This window comes from Shewanella subflava (assembly GCF_025971955.1).
Classification (GTDB): domain Bacteria; phylum Pseudomonadota; class Gammaproteobacteria; order Enterobacterales; family Shewanellaceae; genus Shewanella; species Shewanella subflava.
Genome location: NZ_JAPDMX010000024.1, coordinates 103,081 through 123,348 on the forward strand (window position 1 = coordinate 103,081; position 20,268 = coordinate 123,348).

Below are 20,268 nucleotides of genomic sequence, written 5' to 3' on the forward strand. Positions count from 1 at the left end.
AAGAAAAAGCCCCAAATACTGAGTATTCAGGGCCCTTAATATTGAATTAAACACGCTGGTAATTACACCACTTGAGAAATCAAATAGCTGGTATATCCAATATAGCCCGCCAGTAATAATGCGCCTTCACGACGCCCGATACGCAGACCGCTCCAGGCAAATGGTAGTACTAAGATGGCAAAAATAATCATCGCAATAAAGTCGATCTGATTAAAGCCCTCTGCCGATACGGGGTGTATTAACGCCGTAGCGCCTAAAATACCAAGGATGTTGAAGATGTTAGAGCCTACAACGTTACCGATAGCGATATCACTTTGTCCCTTTAACGCAGCCATCACTGAGGTGACGAGTTCAGGCATGCTGGTGCCAATAGCCACAATAGTTAAACCAATAATGACTTCGCTAATACCAAACATTTTGGCAAGGTCTACCGCGCCATCGACAAATAGAATGCCGCCGCCGACTAACATCGCGATACCGACAGCAATAAGGCCAATAGACAGCAGAGGGTTTTGTGGAGTGGTATCGATATCTAACGCTTCAGGCTCATTTTTTGAACTGATGTAACTGAACACTAAATAACCGATCAACAGGCTAAATAAAATCGCACCGTCGATAAAGCTTACATCACCATCTATCAATAAAAACCAGACTAGAACAGACGCGCCAATCATAATGGGAATATCGCGCTTTACCATTTGCGATTGGATTTGGATGGGTCTGATAAGTGCGGTTAGCGCTAAAATTAAGCCAATATTGACAATGTTTGATCCCACAACGTTGCCAAGCGCTATGCCTGAATTGCCCGCTAAAGCAGATTTAACGCTTACTGCTAGCTCTGGTGCGCTGGTACCAAAGGCGACAATGGTTAAACCAATGATCAAAGGTGCAATACCCAAACGTAACGCGACAGCACTCGCGCCACGCACTAAGGCTTCTGCGCCGAAGGTTAAAATGATAAATCCGCCAATAATAGCCAATGCAATCAACATGATACTCTCTTTAAATTAGGTTACCCAAGTGGCAGTTTTTTCAGCACTTAAGGTGACAGTTTTCGTCGGCATATGTTGACAGAATATGTCAAAAAAATACACGCATTCAGCGTGTATTTTTTTATCTATCTCATGAATTTTAATTCATCGAGTTATAGCTCATCTTCCCAGCGCACTTTTGCTCCACGTACACCTTCTACTTTGGCACTAAACGCTTTTTCTAGTACATGGCGTTTAATTTTAAGCGTAGGTGTTAGCACATCATTTTCAATGGTCCAGGGGTCAGTTACCACCACAATCGCATCGACATGTTCATGGGATTCTAGGTTAGGATTAATGCTGTCTAAGGTGGCTTTTAATGAGGTGCGCACTTCTTCACGTGGCTGTCTGTTTGCGCCCTCAGATAATTGCACCAATGCAACGGGGTGGGGTAAACCTGAACCAATGACACAAATTAACTCAAGGTGTGAATCCTGAGCCAACTTACGTTCGATCGGCACCGGTGCCACATATTTTCCTTTTGAGGTTTTAAAATTATCTTTGACTCGGCCAGTGATATCAATATAACCATCACTGTCTATCTCGCATAAATCGCCAGTATAGAAAAAGCCATCCTCATCAAATGCCGCGGCAGTGGCTTCTTCTTGCAGGTAGTAGCCTTTCATTAAACCGGGACTTTTGACCATTAATTCACCTTGTTCAGTTCGGCGAACTTGGCAACCTTCAATGGCACGACCCACACTGCCAATTTTATTGGGATTGAATGGGAAATTGATAATCGAGTAAGCACAATTCTCCGTCATGCCCCAGGCTTCACAGATATTCATACCAATGCTGTGATACCACTGCAAGAGTGTTGGCGGAATAGGGGCAGAGCCAGATCCTAATAAGCGGCAATGCTCTAAGCCTAAACCTTTTTGGATTTTGCGTTTAACTATGCTACTGATGATTGGTACTTTTAAGAGAAAGTTAAGCTTATTCTCACCAATTTTATTGATAATGTTCAGCTGGAATAACGTCCATAAACGCGGCACAGAGAAGAAAACCGTTGGACGGCAGCGTTGTACATCGGTGACGAAACTGTCAAGACTTTCGACAAAGGCTACCGATGAGCCTGAATAAAAAGAAGAGCCTTCCATAGCCACCCGCTCAGTAATATGAGCCAGAGGTAGATACGATATTAATCTATCAGCTGTGTTGGTTTGCAAATCACGTACAACTGCGTTGCAGGTCCAGGTATAATTTGCAAACGTATGAATTGCACCTTTAGGTTTACCGGTTGAACCTGAGGTGTAAATTAATGTCATTGTGGCATCGGGTGCAGGGTACTCGGCATCGACCAGCGGTTGTCCCAAGGATAGCAATTGATCCCATTGATATTGTGCAGGCATGGTGTCGTAAGGCATCGCCAAGCGTAAGATATCCCCACCTACGCCTGCTTCTTGATCCGCCCAATAATCTAACTTACCGATAAAAATGGCTTTGGTGCCACTGTGTTCTAATACATAACGAATGGTATCGGCATTGGCTGTTGGATAAATCGGTACACTGATGTAACCGCCGTGCATTAATGCCAGATCGGTAATGAACCATTCGGCACAGTTTTTAGATAAAATGGCAACTTTGTCGCCAGGAACTAAGCCTAAATGGCGCAAGGCTCCGGTGATCTGTTGCATTTTTTGTTGTACTTCACGCCAAGTAAAATCGACATATTTTCCATCTATGGGTTGGCGTAGATAAACTTTATCACCTTGAGTTTCAACCCAATGCGCAAGCATCTCAACGGGTGTTTTCATTGCATTATTCATAGGGCTATTCTCTGATTTTTTGTTATTAATAAGACTAGTTCAAACATGCGTTTGAACTAGTATGGCGAGTTTTGTGAGCCGGCGCAAATGGTTTACGTTGCTGTGATATTAAACGTTATCAGTTAATAATAAGCTCTGACCAGCAGCAAAGTGGATGATATTTGGCCATTATTTAGATTACTTAACGATGTTGTTTGTGGCAGGTTGAATAAGTTATATGAAATTGTTGTGATTTTACGAGGTAATTGTTGGGTACAAAGTGGGACGGTTATGTTGTCCCAATGGGATCGCCGCAAGCTTGGCGTTAGCCACTCTTTTTGGCAAAGAAGCTCATCAGCACTCGCAGATGTTCAGTTAAACTTGTTCAGCATTGGGATCGGGTTCACGCATCCGTTGCCACCAAGTTTGATTAGCAGCTATTTGCCCTTGTTCATCAATCCTAGGATAAGGAATATTTTTACGTCTACAGGCTTTGGCATAGATAGGGTGGCCTTGTTCAAACAGCATTGTTTGACAATAAGCTTCATCTAACTGACGCGTGCCATACATACCAGCTTGCTGACGTTGGCGTTGGGCCTCATACATAATTAATGCTGAAGCTACAGATACATTAAGCGATTGCACCATGCCAAGCATTGGAATGATGATATGCTGATCGGCAATTGCAAGGCCTTCATCGCTGACACCGTCGCGCTCGTTACCTACAATAACGACTGTGGGTTTAGTGTAATCAATGTCTCTAAAGTCGATGGCGTCAGCTGAAAAATTAGTTGCCAACACTTGCATGCCTTGTGAATTAAACTGTTCAGCTGCTTCACTCATGCTGTTGTATTGCAGGGTTTTGACCCACTGCTGACTACCTGATGCCGTATTACCTGAAACACGCATGTCAGCATCGGGCCAAACCGCATGAATTTGATGGATACCTACAGCATCTGCAGTACGAATTACCGCGGCAATGTTTTGGGTTTTATGCACAGTATCTAAGCAGAGTGTTAGATCCGTTTGGCGGTTGTCTAGCATTTGATTAATGCGGGCGTAGCGTTCTGGACTCATAATAATTGTTCATGTTGATAAAACAAAAAGGGCGCTTAAGCGCCCTCTATTTTGGGATATGGACTGGCTTGAGTATCAAGCTTATAGCTCCATGATCCCATCCATTTCAACCAATGATCCCTTTGGCAGTTCTTTTACGCCAATTGCTGCACGTGCAGGGTAGGGTTGTTGGAAATAACGGCTCATGATGTCATTCACTGTTGCAAAATGCGATAAATCGGTTAAAAAGATATTTAACTTAACGATGTCACTCATGTTGCCGCCAGCCGCGGTGCAAACGGCGGCTAAGTTTTCAAATACCTGTACAACCTGAGCAGAAAACTCATCGCTTACCATCGTCATTGTGGCGGGATCTAATGGAATTTGACCTGAAAGATAAACGGTACTGCCAACTTTAACGGCCTGTGAATATGTGCCAATCGCCTGCGGTGCTTTATCGGTCGCGATAATGATTTTTTCTGCCATGATAATGTCTCTTGTTGATTATTATGATTGTAGGTTATCGGTTGCGCGATGTGCGTAATACTTCAGGAAGCACCCTAATACGACGCATTACATTGGCTAAATGTACCCTGTCTTTTACTGATATACGTAAATTAATTTGGTAGACTCGGCCATCACGCTCTTCGGTGCTTAAATTATGAATATTTGAACCCGCAGAGGCGATAATGGAGGTGATTTTAGCTAATGCCCCTTGGTGGTTAACAATTTCAACCCGCAAGTTAGCGTGGTATTCAACCCCTTCAGCATTATCCCAATGCACAGGAATATACTTGTCTGGCTCACCTTGATAACCGCGAATATTGGCGCAGCTTTCCATGTGAACCACTAAACCTTTACCTGGGCTAACATGCGCAATTACCGCATCCCCAGGGATAGGCCTACAACAATTCGCATAAGTCACTAACATGCCTTCAGCGCCGCGAATTGGCATAGCGTTGCCATCTTTGGATGCCGATTCTAATTTTTGTCCCATCAAACGCTGCGCAATGACAATACTCATGGCATTACCCAAACCAATATCTGCCAGTAAGGAATCTAAACTCTTATGTTTCGTTTCTTTAATGACTTTATCTATCAGATCAACAGGGATATGTTCAATTTTAGTTTCACCCAAGGCATGGTTGAGTAGGCGGCGACCTAATGCAATGGCGTTATCGCCTTTTAAGCTTTTTAGTACCTGTCTAATTTTGCCGCGCGCTTTACCTGTTACCACAAAGTTAAGCCAAGCAGCATTGGGACGCGCGCCTTTGGCGGTAATAATTTCGACTGTTTGCCCAGAAATTAATGGCTGACTTAACGGATAAGCCTGGCGGTTAACGCGAGCGCCTACACAGGTATTACCGACATCGGTATGGACTTCATACGCGAAGTCGACAGCAGTTGCGTTGACGGGTAATTCTAATATTCGCCCTTCAGGGGTAAATACATAAATTTCGTCGGGGAAAAGCTCAGTTTTAACGTTTTCAACAAACTCAAATGAGCTGGAGGCACTTTGCTGAAGCTCCAGCAGGCTTTGCATCCATTTTCGCGCTCTAACTTGGGTGGTACTTTGCTGTGAAGCATCAGTATTATTTTTGTACATCCAATGCGCAGCAACCCCTTTATCAGCCATTTGGTCCATTTCTTCGGTGCGAATTTGCACTTCAACAGGCACAGCATGGGGACCAAATAGTGATGTATGCAATGATTGATAACCATTAGCTTTGGGGATGGCAATGTAGTCTTTAAAGCGGCCAGGGTGAGGCTTGTATAAGCCATGCATTGCCCCTAATACGCGGTAACAGGTGTCGATGCTATCGACAATAACCCTGAAGGCGTATATGTCCATTACCTCTTCAAATTGCAGCTCTTTATTGCGCATTTTACGGTAAATAGAGTACAGGTTTTTTTCTCGGCCTTTCACTTTTGCCGGAATACCTGCGTCTTCTAGACGCGTTTCAATCGCACCTTCAATACTGTTGATTAATTCTTTGCGATTGCCACGAGCAGATTTAACCACTTCTTTAATGACCCGATATCGCATTGGGTAATAGGCTTGAAAGCCCAAATCTTCCAATTCAATTTTGATATTGTGAATACCAAGTCGGTTGGCTATGGGGGCGTAGATTTCAAGCGTTTCACGGGCAATGCGGCGACGCTTATCAGGACGAAGCGCCCCCAAGGTGCGCATATTGTGGGTACGGTCAGCTAGTTTGATAAGAATAACGCGAATATCTTGCGTCATAGCCATCATCATTTTGCGAAAGTTTTCAGCTTGCGCTTCTTTCTTGTCACGAAACTTGATTTTATCTAGCTTAGAAACACCCTCGACTAATTCTGCCACATCGGCACCAAATAACTCTGCGAGTTCTTCTTTGGTGACGGGGGTGTCTTCGATGGTGTCATGAAGTAAGGCTGCCATTAACGTCTCATAATCAAGACGCATGTCAGCAAGGATGCGGGCAACCGCAACCGGATGGGTGATGTAAGGCTCGCCACTTGTGCGCATCTGCCCTTCATGGGCATCTCGCGCAACCAAATAGGCCTGCTTGAGTAATTCTACTTGCTCCGCGTCTAGATAAGCGGAAGCCGACTCCTTGAGACCTTCAAACAGATACAAGTGGCGCTACTCCTTAAATTACACGACCTTCTGCAATGGCAGCAACAGCAGCTATTTCAGCAGCTTCGCGCTCACGGACAGTTTGACGCTCATCAGCGTCTAAAGTATTAGAGGTGACTAAACCTAATTCGATTTCGCGTAAAGCGATAACCGTTGGCTTATCATTCATCTCTTCAACCATAGGGTCTTTACCCTGCACGGCGATTTGGCGTGCACGACGCGCCGCAACCAAAATCATATCAAAACGGTTGCCGATTTTATTTACAGCGTCTTCTACAGTTACGCGAGCCATGTGTTGAAACTCCAGTGTTATCTATGGGGAAAAAATGACGCAAAATTGTACACTAAGACAATTAGTTTGCCAATAGATCGACAAGCATACCATTGTGAGTATGGCTCTGACTAGCACAGGTTAGTCGTTGGCTACGAATGATCGCTTGTAAATCAACTAATGCAGTATCGAAATCGTCATTCACAATGACAAAATCATATTGAGTATAATGAGACATTTCTGATACGGCCTGTGCCATACGGCTATCAATGACCGCTTGGCTATCTTGGCCGCGGCCAGTTAAACGGCGTGCTAATTCAGCTTTTGAGGGGGGTAAAATAAATACCCCAATCGCTTCTGGCATGAGCTTTTTAACTTGTTCGCCACCTTGCCAATCAATATCTAAAAAAACATCAATGCCTTTGGCTAGGGTTTGTTCGATAACAGTACGTGACGTTCCGTAATAATTACCGAATACTTCAGCCCATTCAAAAAAAGCATTCGCAGCGATTAACGCTTTGAACGCTTCAATGCTGACAAAATGATAATGTTGCCCATTCACTTCACCAGGACGGGGTTGACGCGTGGTATGAGAGACAGAAACTTGCATATCACTGGGTTTATCTTTTAATAGTGCTGATATCAAAGAAGACTTTCCTGCGCCACTGGGGGCTGACACGATAAAAAGATTGCCACGAATACTCATAGTGCTGCTCTCGCATTAGGATTAATAAAGCTTAACATTATAACTCAACCGAATCGGGCAACATAGCCATAAAATTACTGCCCACAGAGATTGTATTCAGCACTCTCTTTTTTGAGTGATTCATATTAAAATGCACGCCGTGGCTCAAAAGAGTCGCTTGGCTTACGATTCAAGGATTTTTTAATGCAGTTAAACACGCTTTGGTGCTATCAGGGCCGCGACAATGCCTTCCGTTTTATGGGGATTACATTAGCAAGCTTTGGCATTTTGCCGTTAGTAAGTTTGGTTTTTCCACAAAGTGTGCTGATTTTATGTGTCACATTGCTAAGCAGTGTGGTGATGGGGTTGTCGACAGCTCGGCGTTTAATTGATGCGGCTAAACCACTGTATTGGGTATTAATGCCACTCTTACCCCATTTGTTGTTTGGCTTGAGTTGTTATTGGTTTTGGCCATTAGGTGTGATCACTGGCATTGGCTTATTAGGTGTGGCTTGCAGTACATTTATCAGCTTTTTTCCGGCCAAAGATAATCAGGCTAAATATGTTGAAGGGTATTTTGGCGCCAAAACACAGCCTCAGGCTATACTCGGCCGAGCAAGAAAACGCCATGAGCCGCAAGTCTTTGGTCAATATGTAAATGATACCGCAAAATCTGCAAGTAAAGAGTTCAAAATGACTGTCGAGAACTTGGAACCACAGATAAAGGTGTCCACTTTCGATGATCTAGAAGCCCATAAGACTGACATTCATAAAGAATCTTTGCAGCGTGAGCCCATTGTCGAAGCAAGTGATAAAACCAGTGAGCCTTTTTTCGGAAAATCATGGCAAGCATCGCATCGTTTTGACGTTGACCATGATGCATTAGACGCTGGCTCAGTGACCGAATTAGTCAAATCTTGGCTTAATCGCGCCAAAGAACATCATGTTCCACTTCTTTGGGCGGCGAAAATAACTGGCGTGTTATTGATATCTGGGCTGATTGTGTGGGGGCTAGTGAGCTTAACCAGTGGTGAAAATGATACCAATGAGAATGTTGAGGTAACCGAGTCCCATGTTGAGCAGCAAGTTGAGCGGATTTCAGCAAAGTTGCCGGATGGTTTTTGGATTGTGATGCAAAATGACATTTTTATTCTTCGTTGGTTGGGGGATACCGGCTCGGCACAAAACATATGGCGGCTTGATACCGCCAAAGGCGATAAAGCTTGTAGTGAATTAGTATTTAACGATGGCAGCGAATATCGTCCAATTACTGTTGATTTATTGAGCGATGAAGCCACTGAAGCGCGTTTTTCACCTTTAGATAACAAATCTATTATTAATCACATTGCAATGCGTGGTAGTTTTAAACTTTGTGGTTATGATTTTAGCCTAAAAGGCAGTCAAGCAACCTTGATGCAGCATCAAGTATTTGCAGATTATTTACCAACTAATTAAAGCAATATCGTTAATCAGATTGAGCGACAAAATGAAATGGAGTGTGTGAGTGAGTGATTTTATTAGGCAGCAAGTGTTGCCTCATTATGGTATTGGTTTAGATAAAGTCACTATCTCAGCGCTTGGAAATGGACATATTAATCAAACCTTTTTAGTGCGTTGGCCTGAAGGCGAGTTTGTACTGCAAAAAATTAATACCGATGTATTTACTCAACCCCAAGAGTTGATTCAAAATGCACTTTATATCAGCGAACACTTACAGCAACAGCGTGATTCGCATTGTTATAAATTACAGGTTGTGAAACCTGTACCAACCCTAGAGCAACATTATGGGGTAGATTTGCAGTCACTTGGTTTTTGGCGGGCAATCACTTATCTACCCAATAGCCATACCATAGAAGTGGTCAATAATACTGAGCAAGCAAAAATGGCCGCCGGTGCCTTTGGTCACTTTGCTGCAGCATTAAGCTCATTAAGTCCCAATTGCATTAAAGATGTGATCAATGACTTTTTAAATTTGCCCTTTAGATTAAGCCAATTGCAACAAGCCGTGGCTGACGACAAATGTCAGCGTTTGGCTGAATGTCAGCAATGGGTAGATCTAGTCTTTAGCCAAACAGCATTGTTTGAAGAGCTCAAACTTGTTGAATCATTATTACCACTTAGAGTTTGTCATAATGATACAAAAATCAATAATATGCTGTTTGATAAACGCGACATGTCTAGCATGGCTATCATTGATTTGGATACCTGTATGAAAGGGTATTTAATGTATGATTTTGGTGATATGGTGCGTGCTTTTTGCTCCCCTGAGGAAGAAGATTCCACAGCCCTAGATAAAGTCATTGCAAGGCCTGAAATTATAGCCGCGGCCAGTGAAAGTTATATCAATGCCCTCGATGGGATAATTACACCGATAGAAAAGCGCAGTTTATGGTTAGGTATTAAAGTGATGGCATTAATGTTGGGTAGCCGTTTTTTAGCAGACCATATCAATGGTGATGTGTACTTCTCTATTCATAAACCTCATCATAATCTTGACCGTGCAGCTAACCAGTTGACGATTTTTAAAAGCCTGTTAGCGCAAGAGTCACAATTAAAGCCTTTGTTTGAATAGTACTCTTTAAAAATCAAAATTACCTATTCTGAGTCGATAAAAATAATCGACTCAACCTGCTTGAGAACAAAAAATGCATATTTCTAAATACCAGTGGATATTATTTGATGCTGATGAAACCTTGTTTCATTTTGATGCATTTGCTGGGCTTAAGTTATTATTTTCAAAATATAACATAGCATTCAATCAGTCGGATTTTGATCATTATCAAAAAGTGAATAAACCACTTTGGGTTGAGTACCAAAATGGAACGATTAGCGCGCACACATTACAAACCCAAAGGTTTGTAGAGTGGGGGACCAAGTTAGCAGTTAAACCTGAACAACTTAACCATGATTTTTTAATGGCAATGGCGGATATTTGTGAGCCATTACCTGGGGCAAAAGCGTTAATTAATGCCTTAGTGGGTAAAGTTAATCTTGGGATTATTACTAACGGTTTTACACAATTACAGCAGGCTCGTTTACAAAAGACTGGCATGGATAGTGCGTTTTCTCAGGTGATTATTTCTGAGCAAGTGGGTAAAGCCAAACCGGATAAAGCGATATTTGATCATGCTTTTGAAAAAATGGGTCAGCCGCAAAAACATCACATACTTATGGTTGGGGATACCCTTCAATCAGATATTTTAGGCGGGATCAATGCCGGTGTTGAAACCTGTTGGTTAAATGCCAATGGCCAAGTAAATGATGCCAATATTCAACCTCATTACCAAGTTTCTTCGTTAACAGAGTTACATCAGCGCTTGTTTTTATAATATAAGAACACATGAAAAAGCCGCCTTAAGTTTTCACTTAAGGCGGCTTTGTCGCTAATTAACTGACACTCTTTTTATCAATGCTATTGGAACAAATCTTCGGCAACATTATCAATAAATATCTCGCCAGATTCTTGGGCTTCAGTGGCATATTCTTTAGGTTCAGTGCCCTCAACGAAGTATTCGAAAGCCGTAGTATGATCGGTTTTGCGCGTGAGTTTACCGGTTTCCAAATCAATCCGTACAGACACAATACCCTTTGGTGGCTCAGTCGAATGTTCAGGAGTGCCCTTTAAGGCTTTATTCATAAAGTCATTCCAGCCTGGCCCCGCAGTTTTAGCACCAGCTTCGGCCCCTGATATTTGATCTGGTGCACCATTAGCCATCCAGCTAGCACGGCCAAGTTGACGGCCATGATCATCAAAGCCCACCCAGAAGGTAGAGGTTAATGTTGGATTAAAGCCACTAAACCAAGTATCACGGGATTCATTAGTTGTCCCAGTTTTACCGGCTATGTCATGGCGTTTAATTAATTTTGACGCGCGCCAAGCAGTACCATTCCAGCCTGTTCCTTTGCTCCAATCACCACCGCCCCAAATAACACTTTTCAATGATTCTGTAATTAAAAATGCCGTTTGTTCAGTGATGATCTGATCCGCATAACGGCCATTTTCACGATTACAGACTAATTCAGTATCGCTATTTTCAGCGGTTAATTCAGCGTCCATCGTTGCCAAAGGATCGTTGATAGTATTGGTATCGGATTGCTGATTAAACGACTCTGAAGCAGGGGCAGCCGCAGGTGAACAAGCTAAAGTCGGTGAGGCTTGTTCAATGATATTGTCATAAGCATCTGTGACATGGTCAATGAAATAAGGCTCAACTAAATAACCGCCGTTAGCAAAAACGTTAAATGCAGTAGCAACTTGCAAAGGCGTCACAGATGGTGAGCCAAGCGCTAATGATTCGTTACGGGGTAAATCTTTAGGATCAAAACCGAATTTAACCAGCTCATCAATCGTGTTTTGCAAACCTGCATGACGCATGGCCCGAACTGACATGACGTTAATCGATTGCGCCAAACCTACACGTAAACGCGTTGGGCCACCATAGATGTCGGGTGAGTTTTTAGGTCGCCAAGCTGTACCTTGTCGAGTATCAGGTTTATTGATCGGGGCATTATTGATCAAGGTAGCCAATGTCCAATCTTGTTCTAATGTCGTGGCGTAAATAAACGGTTTAATATTTGAACCTAATTGACGCTTAGCCTGTGTTACTCGGTTGAATTGGCTTTGACTAAAACTAAATCCACCGACAAGAGTGCGGATCGCGCCATCAAATGGGTCAAGACTTACTGTGGCACTGGATACCTCAGGGATTTGTGATAATTGCCAGAATTCGCCATTATTACGGACGTAAACCTGCTGCCCAACTTGCAAAATATCGCTAGCGAGTTTAGGCGGTAAGCCTTGACGTTTATCGCTGATAAACTTACGTGCCCATTTTAATCCTGCCCAATCGATAGTGATATCTTGGCCATCAGCCAATAAGACTTTTGCCTGCTTATCAGTGATGTCCATGACTGCCGCAGGTACGATACCTTGCATAGGTTCAGTTTTTTTCAATTGCTCAATAATTGCGTCTCGGGCTAAAGGTGTTTCTGTCCAAAGCTGAGAAATAGGGCCACGATAACCATGGCGTTGATCATAAGCATAAACGTTATCACGCAATGCATCTTGTGCCATTAACTGCAATTCAGATGAAATGGTTGTGTAGACGTTATATCCGTTTGTATAAGCTGCTTCTTCACCATACTTCTGAATCATATAATCGCGCGCCATTTCAGAAATATATGGAGCATATAAATCAATTTCTGCGCCGTGGTATTTTGCCGTCACGGGAGTGTCTATCGCTTCTTGGTATTGTGCTTGCGTGATGTTGTTTTTTTCCAACATACGACTTAACACCCAATTTCGACGTGCGATTGCTCTTGATGGATTACGGATAGGGTTGGCCGCAGAAGGCGCTTGCGGTAAGCCCGCAATCATTGCCATTTCTGGCAATGTGAGTTCATGTAAGTTTTTGCCATAGTAAACCTGTGCGGCAGCGCCTACCCCGTATGCACGGTTACCTAAAAATGATCGATTTAAATAAAGTGTGAGAATTTCTTCTTTGTTTAAAGTTTTTTCAATTTTTAAAGCCAAAAAGATTTCTTTGATTTTTCGAATATAAGTTTTTTCATTCGATAAAAAGAAGCCTCGGGCAACCTGCTGCGTAATCGTACTGGCGCCTTGGCTTTTTTTACCTGTGGTAATTAAAATGGTTGCCGCACGTATAATACCGATAGGATCGATCCCTTTGTGTTCAAAAAAACGGGCATCTTCGGTATCCAGTACCGCATTAATTAATTGCTGAGGAACGTCCTTGTACTCAACAGGGACGCGGCGTTTTTCGCCAAATTGTGAAATAAGTTTCCCATCGCTACTGTATATGCGCAACGGCGTTTGCAATTGGACTGTCTTTAGGGAGTTAACGTCAGGTAGATCTGGTAATACATAAAAATATGCAGCAGCAATTGCGCCTACACCGAGTAAAGCTAAACTAAAAAAGGCAATTAGTAATCTTTTAAACCACTTCACACATGTATTCCAAAATCTTAAAAATAGGACCATTAGTATATAAGCCACAAGCATTTTGGTGAAGTAAAAACATGTAAACTAAAAATAGTATTTGTAAAATATAGAAACATTTTATACAAATAAGTGTAACGAGATGATTTTGTGCTACTATCTTTTTAAAACAATAATAGAATTGTGATGACGGAATATGCTTTCTAAATTATGGAAGCGTCAAGCTCCGCAAATGGTGGGTGTTGATATTGGTTCCCATGAAGTCAAAGCCATATTGCTTAGTAAGACCGCTGATGGATATAAAATTCAAAATTATGCGACAGTGCCAATTAAAAAAGGCGCTGTTGCTGATCATGACATTCGAGACTCTGAAGCCGTATTAGAATCTTTGAGACAACTTAAACGCTCTTTACCCAAAGGGGTAAAGTTTGCGGCTGTTGCTGTTTCTGGTTCTGCGGTGATGACCAAAGTGATTTACATGGACGCTTCACTAAACGAAGAAGAAATGGAAGCACAAATTGAAATCGAAGCCGACAACCTTATTCCTTATTCTCTTGACGAAGTCAGTATCGATTTTGAAACCTTAAGCCCGAACATCACCGATCCGTCTAAGGTCGATGTTTTGCTAAGTGCTTGCCGTACTGAGAATATTGACTCTCGCGTAGATGCACTTGATGCAGTAGAGCTTGATGTTAAAGTGGTCGATGTAGAAGGATATGCATTAGGACGCTCTGCAGAACTGATTTATGCCCAATTACCTGACGGCGCTAAAGATAAAATTATTGCTATGGTAGACATTGGCGCCAATATCACTACGTTTGCTGTTGTTGAAAAAGGTGAAACAACCTTTATTCGAGAGCAAGCATTTGGTGGTGAGTTATTCACACAATCGATTCTCTCTTTCTATGGCATGCCATATGCTGAAGCCGAATCAGCTAAAGTAAGCAACAATTTACCCAGAAATTATATGTTTGAGGTGTTATCACCTTTCCAAACTCAACTGTTGCAGCAAATTAAACGTACCTTACAAATCTACTGCACCGCCAGCGGCCGTGAGAAAGTCGATTATGTGGTGTTGTGTGGTGGAACGGGTAAGTTAGAGGGCATGACAACCGTTTTAACTAATGAGCTTGGTGTGCATGCAATTGTTGCCGATCCGTTTCAAGGTTGCTTGCATGCTGATGAAGCAATTAAATCACAATTACAGCCATCAATTAACAAGTTCATGGTAGCAAGTGGCTTGGCGCTGAGGAGTTACGCTCAATGGCGAACATAAACTTACTTCCGTGGCGTGAAGAAGCACGGGAAAAACAAAAACGTGATTTTATTGGTATTCTTGCCCTAGTATTTTTGGTCACGTCTTTACTGGTATATCTGTTTATTAGTTATCTTGAATTAGTTACCGAGGATCAACGTCAACGTAATAGTTATTTACAGTCAGAAATTAGTTTATTAGATACTCAGATCGCCGAAATCAAAAAAATTACCGAGCGTAAAAAAGATATCGAGCGCCGAACTGAAATTATTTTAGGTCTTCAGCAATCTCGTAATTTGCCGACACATGTATTAGATGAGTTGGTGAGAATTGTGCCACCAGGTATCTATTTATCTAGTATTGAGAAAAAAGGCAGTATTCTGTGGATTGAAGGGCGAAGCGAATCTAATAACAACGTTGCCAATATGATGAGGAAAGTCAAAACCTCAAGTTATTTAACCGATCCAAGTATGCAATCCATTATTTCTCAAAATGAAAATTTACGTCAGCTACAGCGCTTCAAATTAAGGGTCTCGATTACTGACGAGTTTGGTAATAAAGCCCTTGATATGCAACAAGGAGCGGAAAAATGAATCTTGATTTAGACCAATTTAATGATATTGATTTTGAGAATATTGGCGGCTGGCCTAAATTAGTTAAGCTAGTGTTTGCTGGCTTTCTATCTTTATGTGTAATCGGTGCCAGTTATTATTTATTTATTGCTGATACGATTGCCGTCATGGAGTCAGAACAGAAAAAAGAAATCGAATTAAAAGCCGATTTTGAAACTAAATATCGATTAGCTGCTAATCTAAAGTTATATCGTGAACAATTAGTCATCATGGAAGCGCAATTTGCAGAGCTACTAAAAATGCTTCCTTCAGAAAATGAGATGCCTGGTTTATTAGATGATATTACCTTTGTTGCAACAGATGCTGGCTTAAGAATAAATAGCTTAGATTGGGAAGATGAAATTGAACGCGATTTTTACATTGAATTTCCAATTCGATTAAATGTGGAAGGTGATTATCACCAAATTGGAAATATGGTCAGTGGAGTCGCCAAACTCCCACGTATTGTCAGTTTGCATGATTTTAGTATCAGTCAAAAAGAAGGCGGCGGCTTGTCTATGGAGATACTCGCTAAGACATACCGCTTTAAAGAAGGTGCTGAGTTACCTAAAGATACTGGTGAGGGGAAGAAATAAATGAAATTCTTACCCGCATTGATTGGCGTTAGCCTTAGCGTGATTTTAACAGGCTGTATTGGAGACCGGAGTGATTTAGAGTTGTTTGTGACAACCACTAAAGCACAACATGTTGCGCGCATACCGCCGTTAGTAGAAACGCCAAGATTTGAGCATTTTATTTATCAAGCTGAGTTGATGCGCAGTCCTTTTATTCCGCCATCAAGAGAACTTACTGAAGAAGTTATCGATACGTCAAAAGACTGTTTACAGCCTGATTTAAAAAGACGTAAAAGCCGCTTAGAAACTTATGCGTTAGATAATCTCAGGATGCGTGGAACGTTAAGTGAAGACGATGAAATTTGGGCTTTAATTGAATCAGCAGATACCAATGTTTATCGTATGGGTGTAGGTGAGTATTTAGGGCTTTATCATGGTCGCATTTCAAATGTAACGCCCCAATACATCGAAATTATAGAATTAATCCCTGATGGTTCAGGTTGTTGGGCAGAACGTCCAAGCAACTTAGAATTATCAGGCAAGTAACCGTGCGAAGGATGAGGGAATAATGAAATCTTCTGCCGCGATGAGAAAATCAATGACGAATTCATCAACAGTTAAGGCCCTCTTAGGGGTCGTATTATTAATTTGCGCAATACCAAGCGCAGTTGCTGAAAATCGTCTATTAGATGTGAAATATCACTCTGTTGTCGATCATCAATTAGAATTAGAGCTCGTGTTTGAATCTGCTGTTACGTCTCCTTCTGTAGACTTATCAGCCAATCCAGCTGAAATTATTTTAAGTTTTGATGAAGCAACATCTAGCTTACGTAAGAACGAACTGCCCATTGATACGGTTGGAGTTAAATCTTTAATTGCTCAACAGCAGGCGAATGGCTTAACAATCGTTGTTGCCTTAAATGACGTCAAACCTTATCAAGGCAAAATTGAAGGTAATACCTATCGTTTAACCATTAATGATGCGGTATCAGGCCCCTCCAGTGCTGATAACCCATTTGTCAATGCGGTGAATAGCATCGATTTTCGTCGCAATGCGAAAGGGGGAGGTGAGTTATTATTTAATTTAAGTAATCGTTCAGTAGCCGCTAATGTTGAACAAATTGGCGCAAAATTAGAAATCAAACTTTATAATACTAATATTGGTGATGATTTATTGTATGTCATGGATGTACAGGATTTTGCTACGCCAGTCACGAGTTTTGAAACATTCAAAGAAGATTTAACCTCACGAATTTTAGTCGATGTGAATGGCAATTATGAATACAACTACCAACAAGATGGTAATGTATTCAAAGTCAACATTGATAAAGTTGAACGCGTGTCGGTTGCCAAAGAAGATAAGAAATATAATGGTCGTTCTTTATCACTAAACTTTCAAAATATTTCAGTTCGTACCGTATTACAAATTATTGCTGATTATAATAACTTTAACCTAGTCACTAGTGATACGGTGGAAGGTAATATCACGCTACGTTTAGATGACGTGCCTTGGGATCAAGCTTTAGATTTAATTCTACAAACCAAAGGCCTTGATAAACGTATTGAAGGTAATATTTTAATGGTTGCCCCTAGTGAAGAATTGGCAATTCGTGAAAGTAATGATCTTAAAAATAGGCAAGAAGTAAAAGAGTTAGCGCCTTTATATTCTGAGTTTTTACAAATTAATTATGCTAAAGCATTAGACATAGCAGAATTATTAAAAGGCACTGACTCAAGTTTGCTATCAAGTCGCGGTAGTGTTGCCGTGGATGAGCGTACTAATACTTTACTGGTAAAAGATACTGCTGAAATATTAGAAAGCATTCATCGACTCATCGAAGTGTTGGATATTCCTATCAAGCAGGTACTAATTGAATCACGTATGGTAACAGTGAAAGACGATGTATCTGAAGATTTAGGTATTCGTTGGGGGATAACCGATCAGCAAGGCACTAAAGGCACTTCAGGTTCGCTTGAAGGTGCAGATAGCATTGCCGGCGGAATTATCCCTGGATTAGATGACCGTTTAAACGTTAATTTGCCCGCAGCGGTTTCCAATCCAACGAGTATTGCTTTTCATGTGGCAAAGTTAGCTGATGGTACAGTGTTAGATCTTGAGTTAAGTGCGCTTGAGCAAGAGAATAAAGGCGAAATCATCGCGAGCCCACGCATCACTACGTCAAATCAAAAAGCAGCTTATATTGAGCAGGGTGTTGAAATTCCTTATGTGGAATCAGCGTCCAGTGGTGCAACATCGGTGAGCTTTAAAAAAGCGGTTTTATCACTTCGTGTTACACCGCAAATTACGCCAGATAATCGCGTGATTCTCGATCTGGAAATCACCCAAGATTCACAAGGTAAGACAGTTCAAACCCCAACAGGTGAAGCCGTATCTATCGACACGCAACGTATCGGTACTCAGGTATTAGTTGATAATGGCGAAACCATTGTTTTGGGTGGTATCTACCAGCAAAACTTAATTAGTCGAGTGAGTAAAGTACCTGTGTTGGGTGATATTCCTCTGGTTGGTTTCTTATTTAGAAACACGACAGATCGAAATGAACGACAAGAGCTACTGATTTTCGTGACCCCAAAGATTATTTCTGAAAAGTTATAATCAATGATAAATTAATAAAGGCCAGCTAAATCAAGCTGGCCTTTGTTTTTGGCGTAAGCTATAACACTTTTATTTAATAAAATTGTTATAAATTGCCTGCATCACTTGCCAGCAATGGCCCTAAACTGAGATAATCCTTCGTCAAGTCTCAATAGAGCAAGGTAACATTTTAAGCGGTCGGCTGTCTCTTTAGTCGATCAGGCATTCTTTCATATAAGATTCAGACGTATACGAAATGGCTGAAAAACGTAATATTTTTCTAGTAGGCCCTATGGGCGCAGGTAAAAGCACAATTGGCCGTCATTTGGCTCAAATGCTGCATTTAGAATTCCACGATTCTGATCATGAGATCGAGCAAAGAACAGGCGCTGATATCGCTTGGGTGTTCGATGTTGAAGGTGAAGAAGGTTTCCGTCGTCGTGAAGCACAAGTTATTGCCGATCTTTCAGAAAGGCAGGGCATTGTACTCGCAACAGGCGGCGGTTCAGTTCAGAGTAAAGATATTCGCAACTATCTTTCTGCTCGCGGCATCGTGGTGTATTTAGAGACGACTATCGACAAGCAAGTTGCCCGTACGCAACGTGATAAACGTCGTCCATTACTGCAAGTTGATGACCCACGCGAAGTTCTTGAGAACTTAGCAGAATCGCGTAATCCTTTGTACGAAGAGATTGCCGATGTCATCGTTAAAACAGACGAACAAAGTGCGAAAATTGTCGCAAATCAAATAATTGAGCAACTCGGTTTTTAGGTAAAACAATGCAACAAATTCAGGTTGATTTAGGTGATAGAAGTTACTCCATTTATATAGGCCAGAATTTGATGCATGAAAGCGATATATTTAATCGCTTCCTTGCAAACAAGAATGTACTCATAGTTAGCAATGACACTATTGCCCCTTTGTACTTAGCTACATTGGAAAAGGCAATGGTGTCTTGTGCGTCAATTAAAAAAGTTATCCTCCCTGATGGTGAAAAATATAAGACTCTTGAATATTTAGATGTCATTTTTTCAGCGTTATTGGAACACAATTTCGCCAGAGACTCAGTGTTAGTTGCACTCGGTGGTGGTGTGATCGGTGATATGACCGGTTTTGCAGCTGCTTGTTACCAGCGTGGTGTAGATTTTGTACAAGTGCCAACGACATTGTTATCTCAAGTCGACTCATCTGTAGGTGGCAAAACGGCAGTCAATCACCCATTGGGCAAAAACATGATTGGGGCATTTTATCAGCCCCAAAGTGTGATTATTGATACTGAATGTTTAAAAACATTACCTGCAAATGAATTTGCTGCTGGCATGGCGGAAGTTATCAAATATGGCATTATTTGGGACAGCGAGTTTTTTGTTTGGTTAGAGCAAAATGTCGAGCAATTAAAAGCACTTGATACTCAAGCATTAGCCTACACAATTGCTAAATGTTGTCAGATAAAAGCTGATGTAGTTAATCAAGATGAAACAGAGCGCGGAGTGCGTGCACTTCTCAACCTAGGTCATACATTTGGTCATGCAATTGAAGCGGAAATGGGCTATGGCGCATGGTTACATGGTGATGCGGTTGCCGTAGGCACAATTCTTGCTGCAAAAACAGCACATAAATTAAATTTGATTGATGAGTCAATTGTTTGTCGAATTAGCGATTTATTAGTAGCTTTTGATTTACCTATTGAAGCACCTAGCTCAATGGATTTTGATAGCTTTATCAAGCATATGCGGCGCGACAAAAAAGTATTGGCGGGTAAAATTCGATTGATTTTACCTACCGCTTTAGGTCAGGCAGACGTGTTCAGTGATGTCAGTGAAGATTTACTTGAACAGGTGATCAGCCGCGCATAAA

18 protein-coding genes are annotated in these 20,268 nt (G+C 41.6%); 10 read left to right on the plus strand and 8 right to left on the minus strand.

Translation table 11 applies throughout. The annotated features are described in order from the left end of the window. Positions 1 to 62: 62 nt before the first annotated feature. From OHT75_RS09640 to gmk, 7 genes are all read right to left on the minus strand, one after another. Entirely contained in the window at positions 63 to 992 is a 930-nt protein-coding gene (locus OHT75_RS09640; protein ID WP_264726268.1) for a calcium/sodium antiporter, read from the minus strand. Between the two features lie 152 nt (positions 993 to 1,144). After that, a complete protein-coding gene (locus OHT75_RS09645) occupies positions 1,145 to 2,800 on the minus strand; it encodes an AMP-binding protein (protein WP_264726269.1) in 1,656 nt (551 codons plus the stop codon). A 354-nt stretch (positions 2,801 to 3,154) separates the two neighbouring features. Beyond that, entirely contained in the window at positions 3,155 to 3,856 is a 702-nt protein-coding gene (gene trmH, locus OHT75_RS09650) for a tRNA (guanosine(18)-2'-O)-methyltransferase TrmH (protein ID WP_264726270.1), read from the minus strand. A gap of 81 nt (positions 3,857 to 3,937) precedes the next feature. Continuing rightward, positions 3,938 to 4,321 (minus strand): RidA family protein, encoded by a 384-nt coding sequence (locus tag OHT75_RS09655; protein ID WP_264726271.1) that lies wholly within the window; start codon positions 4,319 to 4,321, stop codon positions 3,938 to 3,940. A gap of 34 nt (positions 4,322 to 4,355) precedes the next feature. Further along, positions 4,356 to 6,458 (minus strand): bifunctional GTP diphosphokinase/guanosine-3',5'-bis pyrophosphate 3'-pyrophosphohydrolase, encoded by a 2,103-nt coding sequence (gene spoT / locus OHT75_RS09660; RefSeq protein ID WP_264726272.1) that lies wholly within the window; start codon positions 6,456 to 6,458, stop codon positions 4,356 to 4,358. A 13-nt stretch (positions 6,459 to 6,471) separates the two neighbouring features. After that, entirely contained in the window at positions 6,472 to 6,750 is a 279-nt protein-coding gene (gene rpoZ / locus OHT75_RS09665; RefSeq protein WP_188735731.1) for a DNA-directed RNA polymerase subunit omega, read from the minus strand. A gap of 61 nt (positions 6,751 to 6,811) precedes the next feature. Next, a complete protein-coding gene (gene gmk / locus OHT75_RS09670) occupies positions 6,812 to 7,435 on the minus strand; it encodes a guanylate kinase (RefSeq protein ID WP_264726273.1) in 624 nt (207 codons plus the stop codon). Positions 7,436 to 7,618: 183 nt separating this feature from the next. Between gmk and OHT75_RS09675 the strand changes: the two genes are divergently transcribed. From OHT75_RS09675 to yjjG, 3 genes are all read left to right on the plus strand, one after another. Next, complete coding sequence (locus OHT75_RS09675) at positions 7,619 to 8,869, plus strand: hypothetical protein (RefSeq protein WP_264726274.1); 1,251 nt, start codon at positions 7,619 to 7,621, stop codon at positions 8,867 to 8,869. A gap of 49 nt (positions 8,870 to 8,918) precedes the next feature. Further along, positions 8,919 to 9,986 carry an aminoglycoside phosphotransferase family protein gene (locus OHT75_RS09680; protein ID WP_264726275.1) on the plus strand — a complete coding sequence of 356 codons (1,068 nt, stop codon included), beginning with the start codon at positions 8,919 to 8,921 and terminating at the stop codon, positions 9,984 to 9,986. 73 nt (positions 9,987 to 10,059) lie between these two features. After that, positions 10,060 to 10,743 (plus strand): pyrimidine 5'-nucleotidase, encoded by a 684-nt coding sequence (yjjG, locus tag OHT75_RS09685; RefSeq protein WP_264726276.1) that lies wholly within the window; start codon positions 10,060 to 10,062, stop codon positions 10,741 to 10,743. Between the two features lie 83 nt (positions 10,744 to 10,826). Here the strand turns inward: yjjG and OHT75_RS09690 are convergent, their stop codons facing one another. Further along, entirely contained in the window at positions 10,827 to 13,382 is a 2,556-nt protein-coding gene (locus OHT75_RS09690; RefSeq protein WP_264726277.1) for a penicillin-binding protein 1A, read from the minus strand. A 187-nt stretch (positions 13,383 to 13,569) separates the two neighbouring features. On the opposite strand from OHT75_RS09690, the gene OHT75_RS09695 reads away from it, so the two are divergent. The 7 genes from OHT75_RS09695 (at position 13,570) to aroB (ending at position 20,267) form a co-directional block, all read left to right on the plus strand. Next, a complete protein-coding gene (locus OHT75_RS09695; RefSeq protein WP_264726278.1) occupies positions 13,570 to 14,649 on the plus strand; it encodes a pilus assembly protein PilM in 1,080 nt (359 codons plus the stop codon). Beyond that, positions 14,637 to 15,221: a PilN domain-containing protein gene (locus OHT75_RS09700; RefSeq protein ID WP_264726279.1), complete on the plus strand. Its 585-nt coding sequence runs from the start codon at positions 14,637 to 14,639 to the stop codon at positions 15,219 to 15,221. Before OHT75_RS09695 ends, OHT75_RS09700 begins: the two co-directional genes overlap by 13 nt. Continuing rightward, on the plus strand, positions 15,218 to 15,835 hold the full coding sequence (pilO, locus tag OHT75_RS09705) for a type IV pilus inner membrane component PilO (RefSeq protein WP_264726280.1): 618 nt from the start codon (positions 15,218 to 15,220) through the stop codon (positions 15,833 to 15,835). Before OHT75_RS09700 ends, pilO begins: the two co-directional genes overlap by 4 nt. Further along, positions 15,836 to 16,360: a pilus assembly protein PilP gene (locus OHT75_RS09710; RefSeq protein WP_264726281.1), complete on the plus strand. Its 525-nt coding sequence runs from the start codon at positions 15,836 to 15,838 to the stop codon at positions 16,358 to 16,360. It abuts the gene before it with no gap. 52 nt (positions 16,361 to 16,412) lie between these two features. Further along, positions 16,413 to 18,431, plus strand: coding sequence for a type IV pilus secretin PilQ (locus OHT75_RS09715; protein ID WP_406682005.1), 2,019 nt, complete (start codon positions 16,413 to 16,415; stop codon positions 18,429 to 18,431). 235 nt (positions 18,432 to 18,666) lie between these two features. Continuing rightward, a complete protein-coding gene (aroK, locus tag OHT75_RS09720; RefSeq protein WP_188842299.1) occupies positions 18,667 to 19,182 on the plus strand; it encodes a shikimate kinase AroK in 516 nt (171 codons plus the stop codon). Between the two features lie 8 nt (positions 19,183 to 19,190). Then, entirely contained in the window at positions 19,191 to 20,267 is a 1,077-nt protein-coding gene (aroB, locus tag OHT75_RS09725; RefSeq protein ID WP_264726283.1) for a 3-dehydroquinate synthase, read from the plus strand. Position 20,268 lies beyond the last annotated feature (1 nt).

Excerpts from the sequence above, each read along its gene's own strand:
- OHT75_RS09640 (WP_264726268.1), bottom strand. The coding sequence starts at position 992 with ATGTTGATTGCATTGGCTATTATTGGCGGATTTATCATTTTAACCTTC.
- OHT75_RS09645 (WP_264726269.1), bottom strand. The coding sequence starts at position 2,800 with ATGAATAATGCAATGAAAACACCCGTTGAGATGCTTGCGCATTGGGTT.
- trmH (WP_264726270.1), bottom strand. The coding sequence starts at position 3,856 with ATGAGTCCAGAACGCTACGCCCGCATTAATCAAATGCTAGACAACCGC.
- OHT75_RS09655 (WP_264726271.1), bottom strand. The coding sequence starts at position 4,321 with ATGGCAGAAAAAATCATTATCGCGACCGATAAAGCACCGCAGGCGATT.
- rpoZ (WP_188735731.1), bottom strand. The coding sequence starts at position 6,750 with ATGGCTCGCGTAACTGTAGAAGACGCTGTAAATAAAATCGGCAACCGT.
- gmk (WP_264726273.1), bottom strand. The coding sequence starts at position 7,435 with ATGAGTATTCGTGGCAATCTTTTTATCGTGTCAGCCCCCAGTGGCGCA.
- OHT75_RS09675 (WP_264726274.1), top strand. The coding sequence starts at position 7,619 with ATGCAGTTAAACACGCTTTGGTGCTATCAGGGCCGCGACAATGCCTTC.
- yjjG (WP_264726276.1), top strand. The coding sequence starts at position 10,060 with ATGCATATTTCTAAATACCAGTGGATATTATTTGATGCTGATGAAACC.
- OHT75_RS09695 (WP_264726278.1), top strand. The coding sequence starts at position 13,570 with ATGCTTTCTAAATTATGGAAGCGTCAAGCTCCGCAAATGGTGGGTGTT.
- OHT75_RS09700 (WP_264726279.1), top strand. The coding sequence starts at position 14,637 with ATGGCGAACATAAACTTACTTCCGTGGCGTGAAGAAGCACGGGAAAAA.
- pilO (WP_264726280.1), top strand. The coding sequence starts at position 15,218 with ATGAATCTTGATTTAGACCAATTTAATGATATTGATTTTGAGAATATT.
- OHT75_RS09710 (WP_264726281.1), top strand. The coding sequence starts at position 15,836 with ATGAAATTCTTACCCGCATTGATTGGCGTTAGCCTTAGCGTGATTTTA.
- OHT75_RS09715 (WP_406682005.1), top strand. The coding sequence starts at position 16,413 with ATGACGAATTCATCAACAGTTAAGGCCCTCTTAGGGGTCGTATTATTA.
- aroK (WP_188842299.1), top strand. The coding sequence starts at position 18,667 with ATGGCTGAAAAACGTAATATTTTTCTAGTAGGCCCTATGGGCGCAGGT.
- aroB (WP_264726283.1), top strand. The coding sequence starts at position 19,191 with ATGCAACAAATTCAGGTTGATTTAGGTGATAGAAGTTACTCCATTTAT.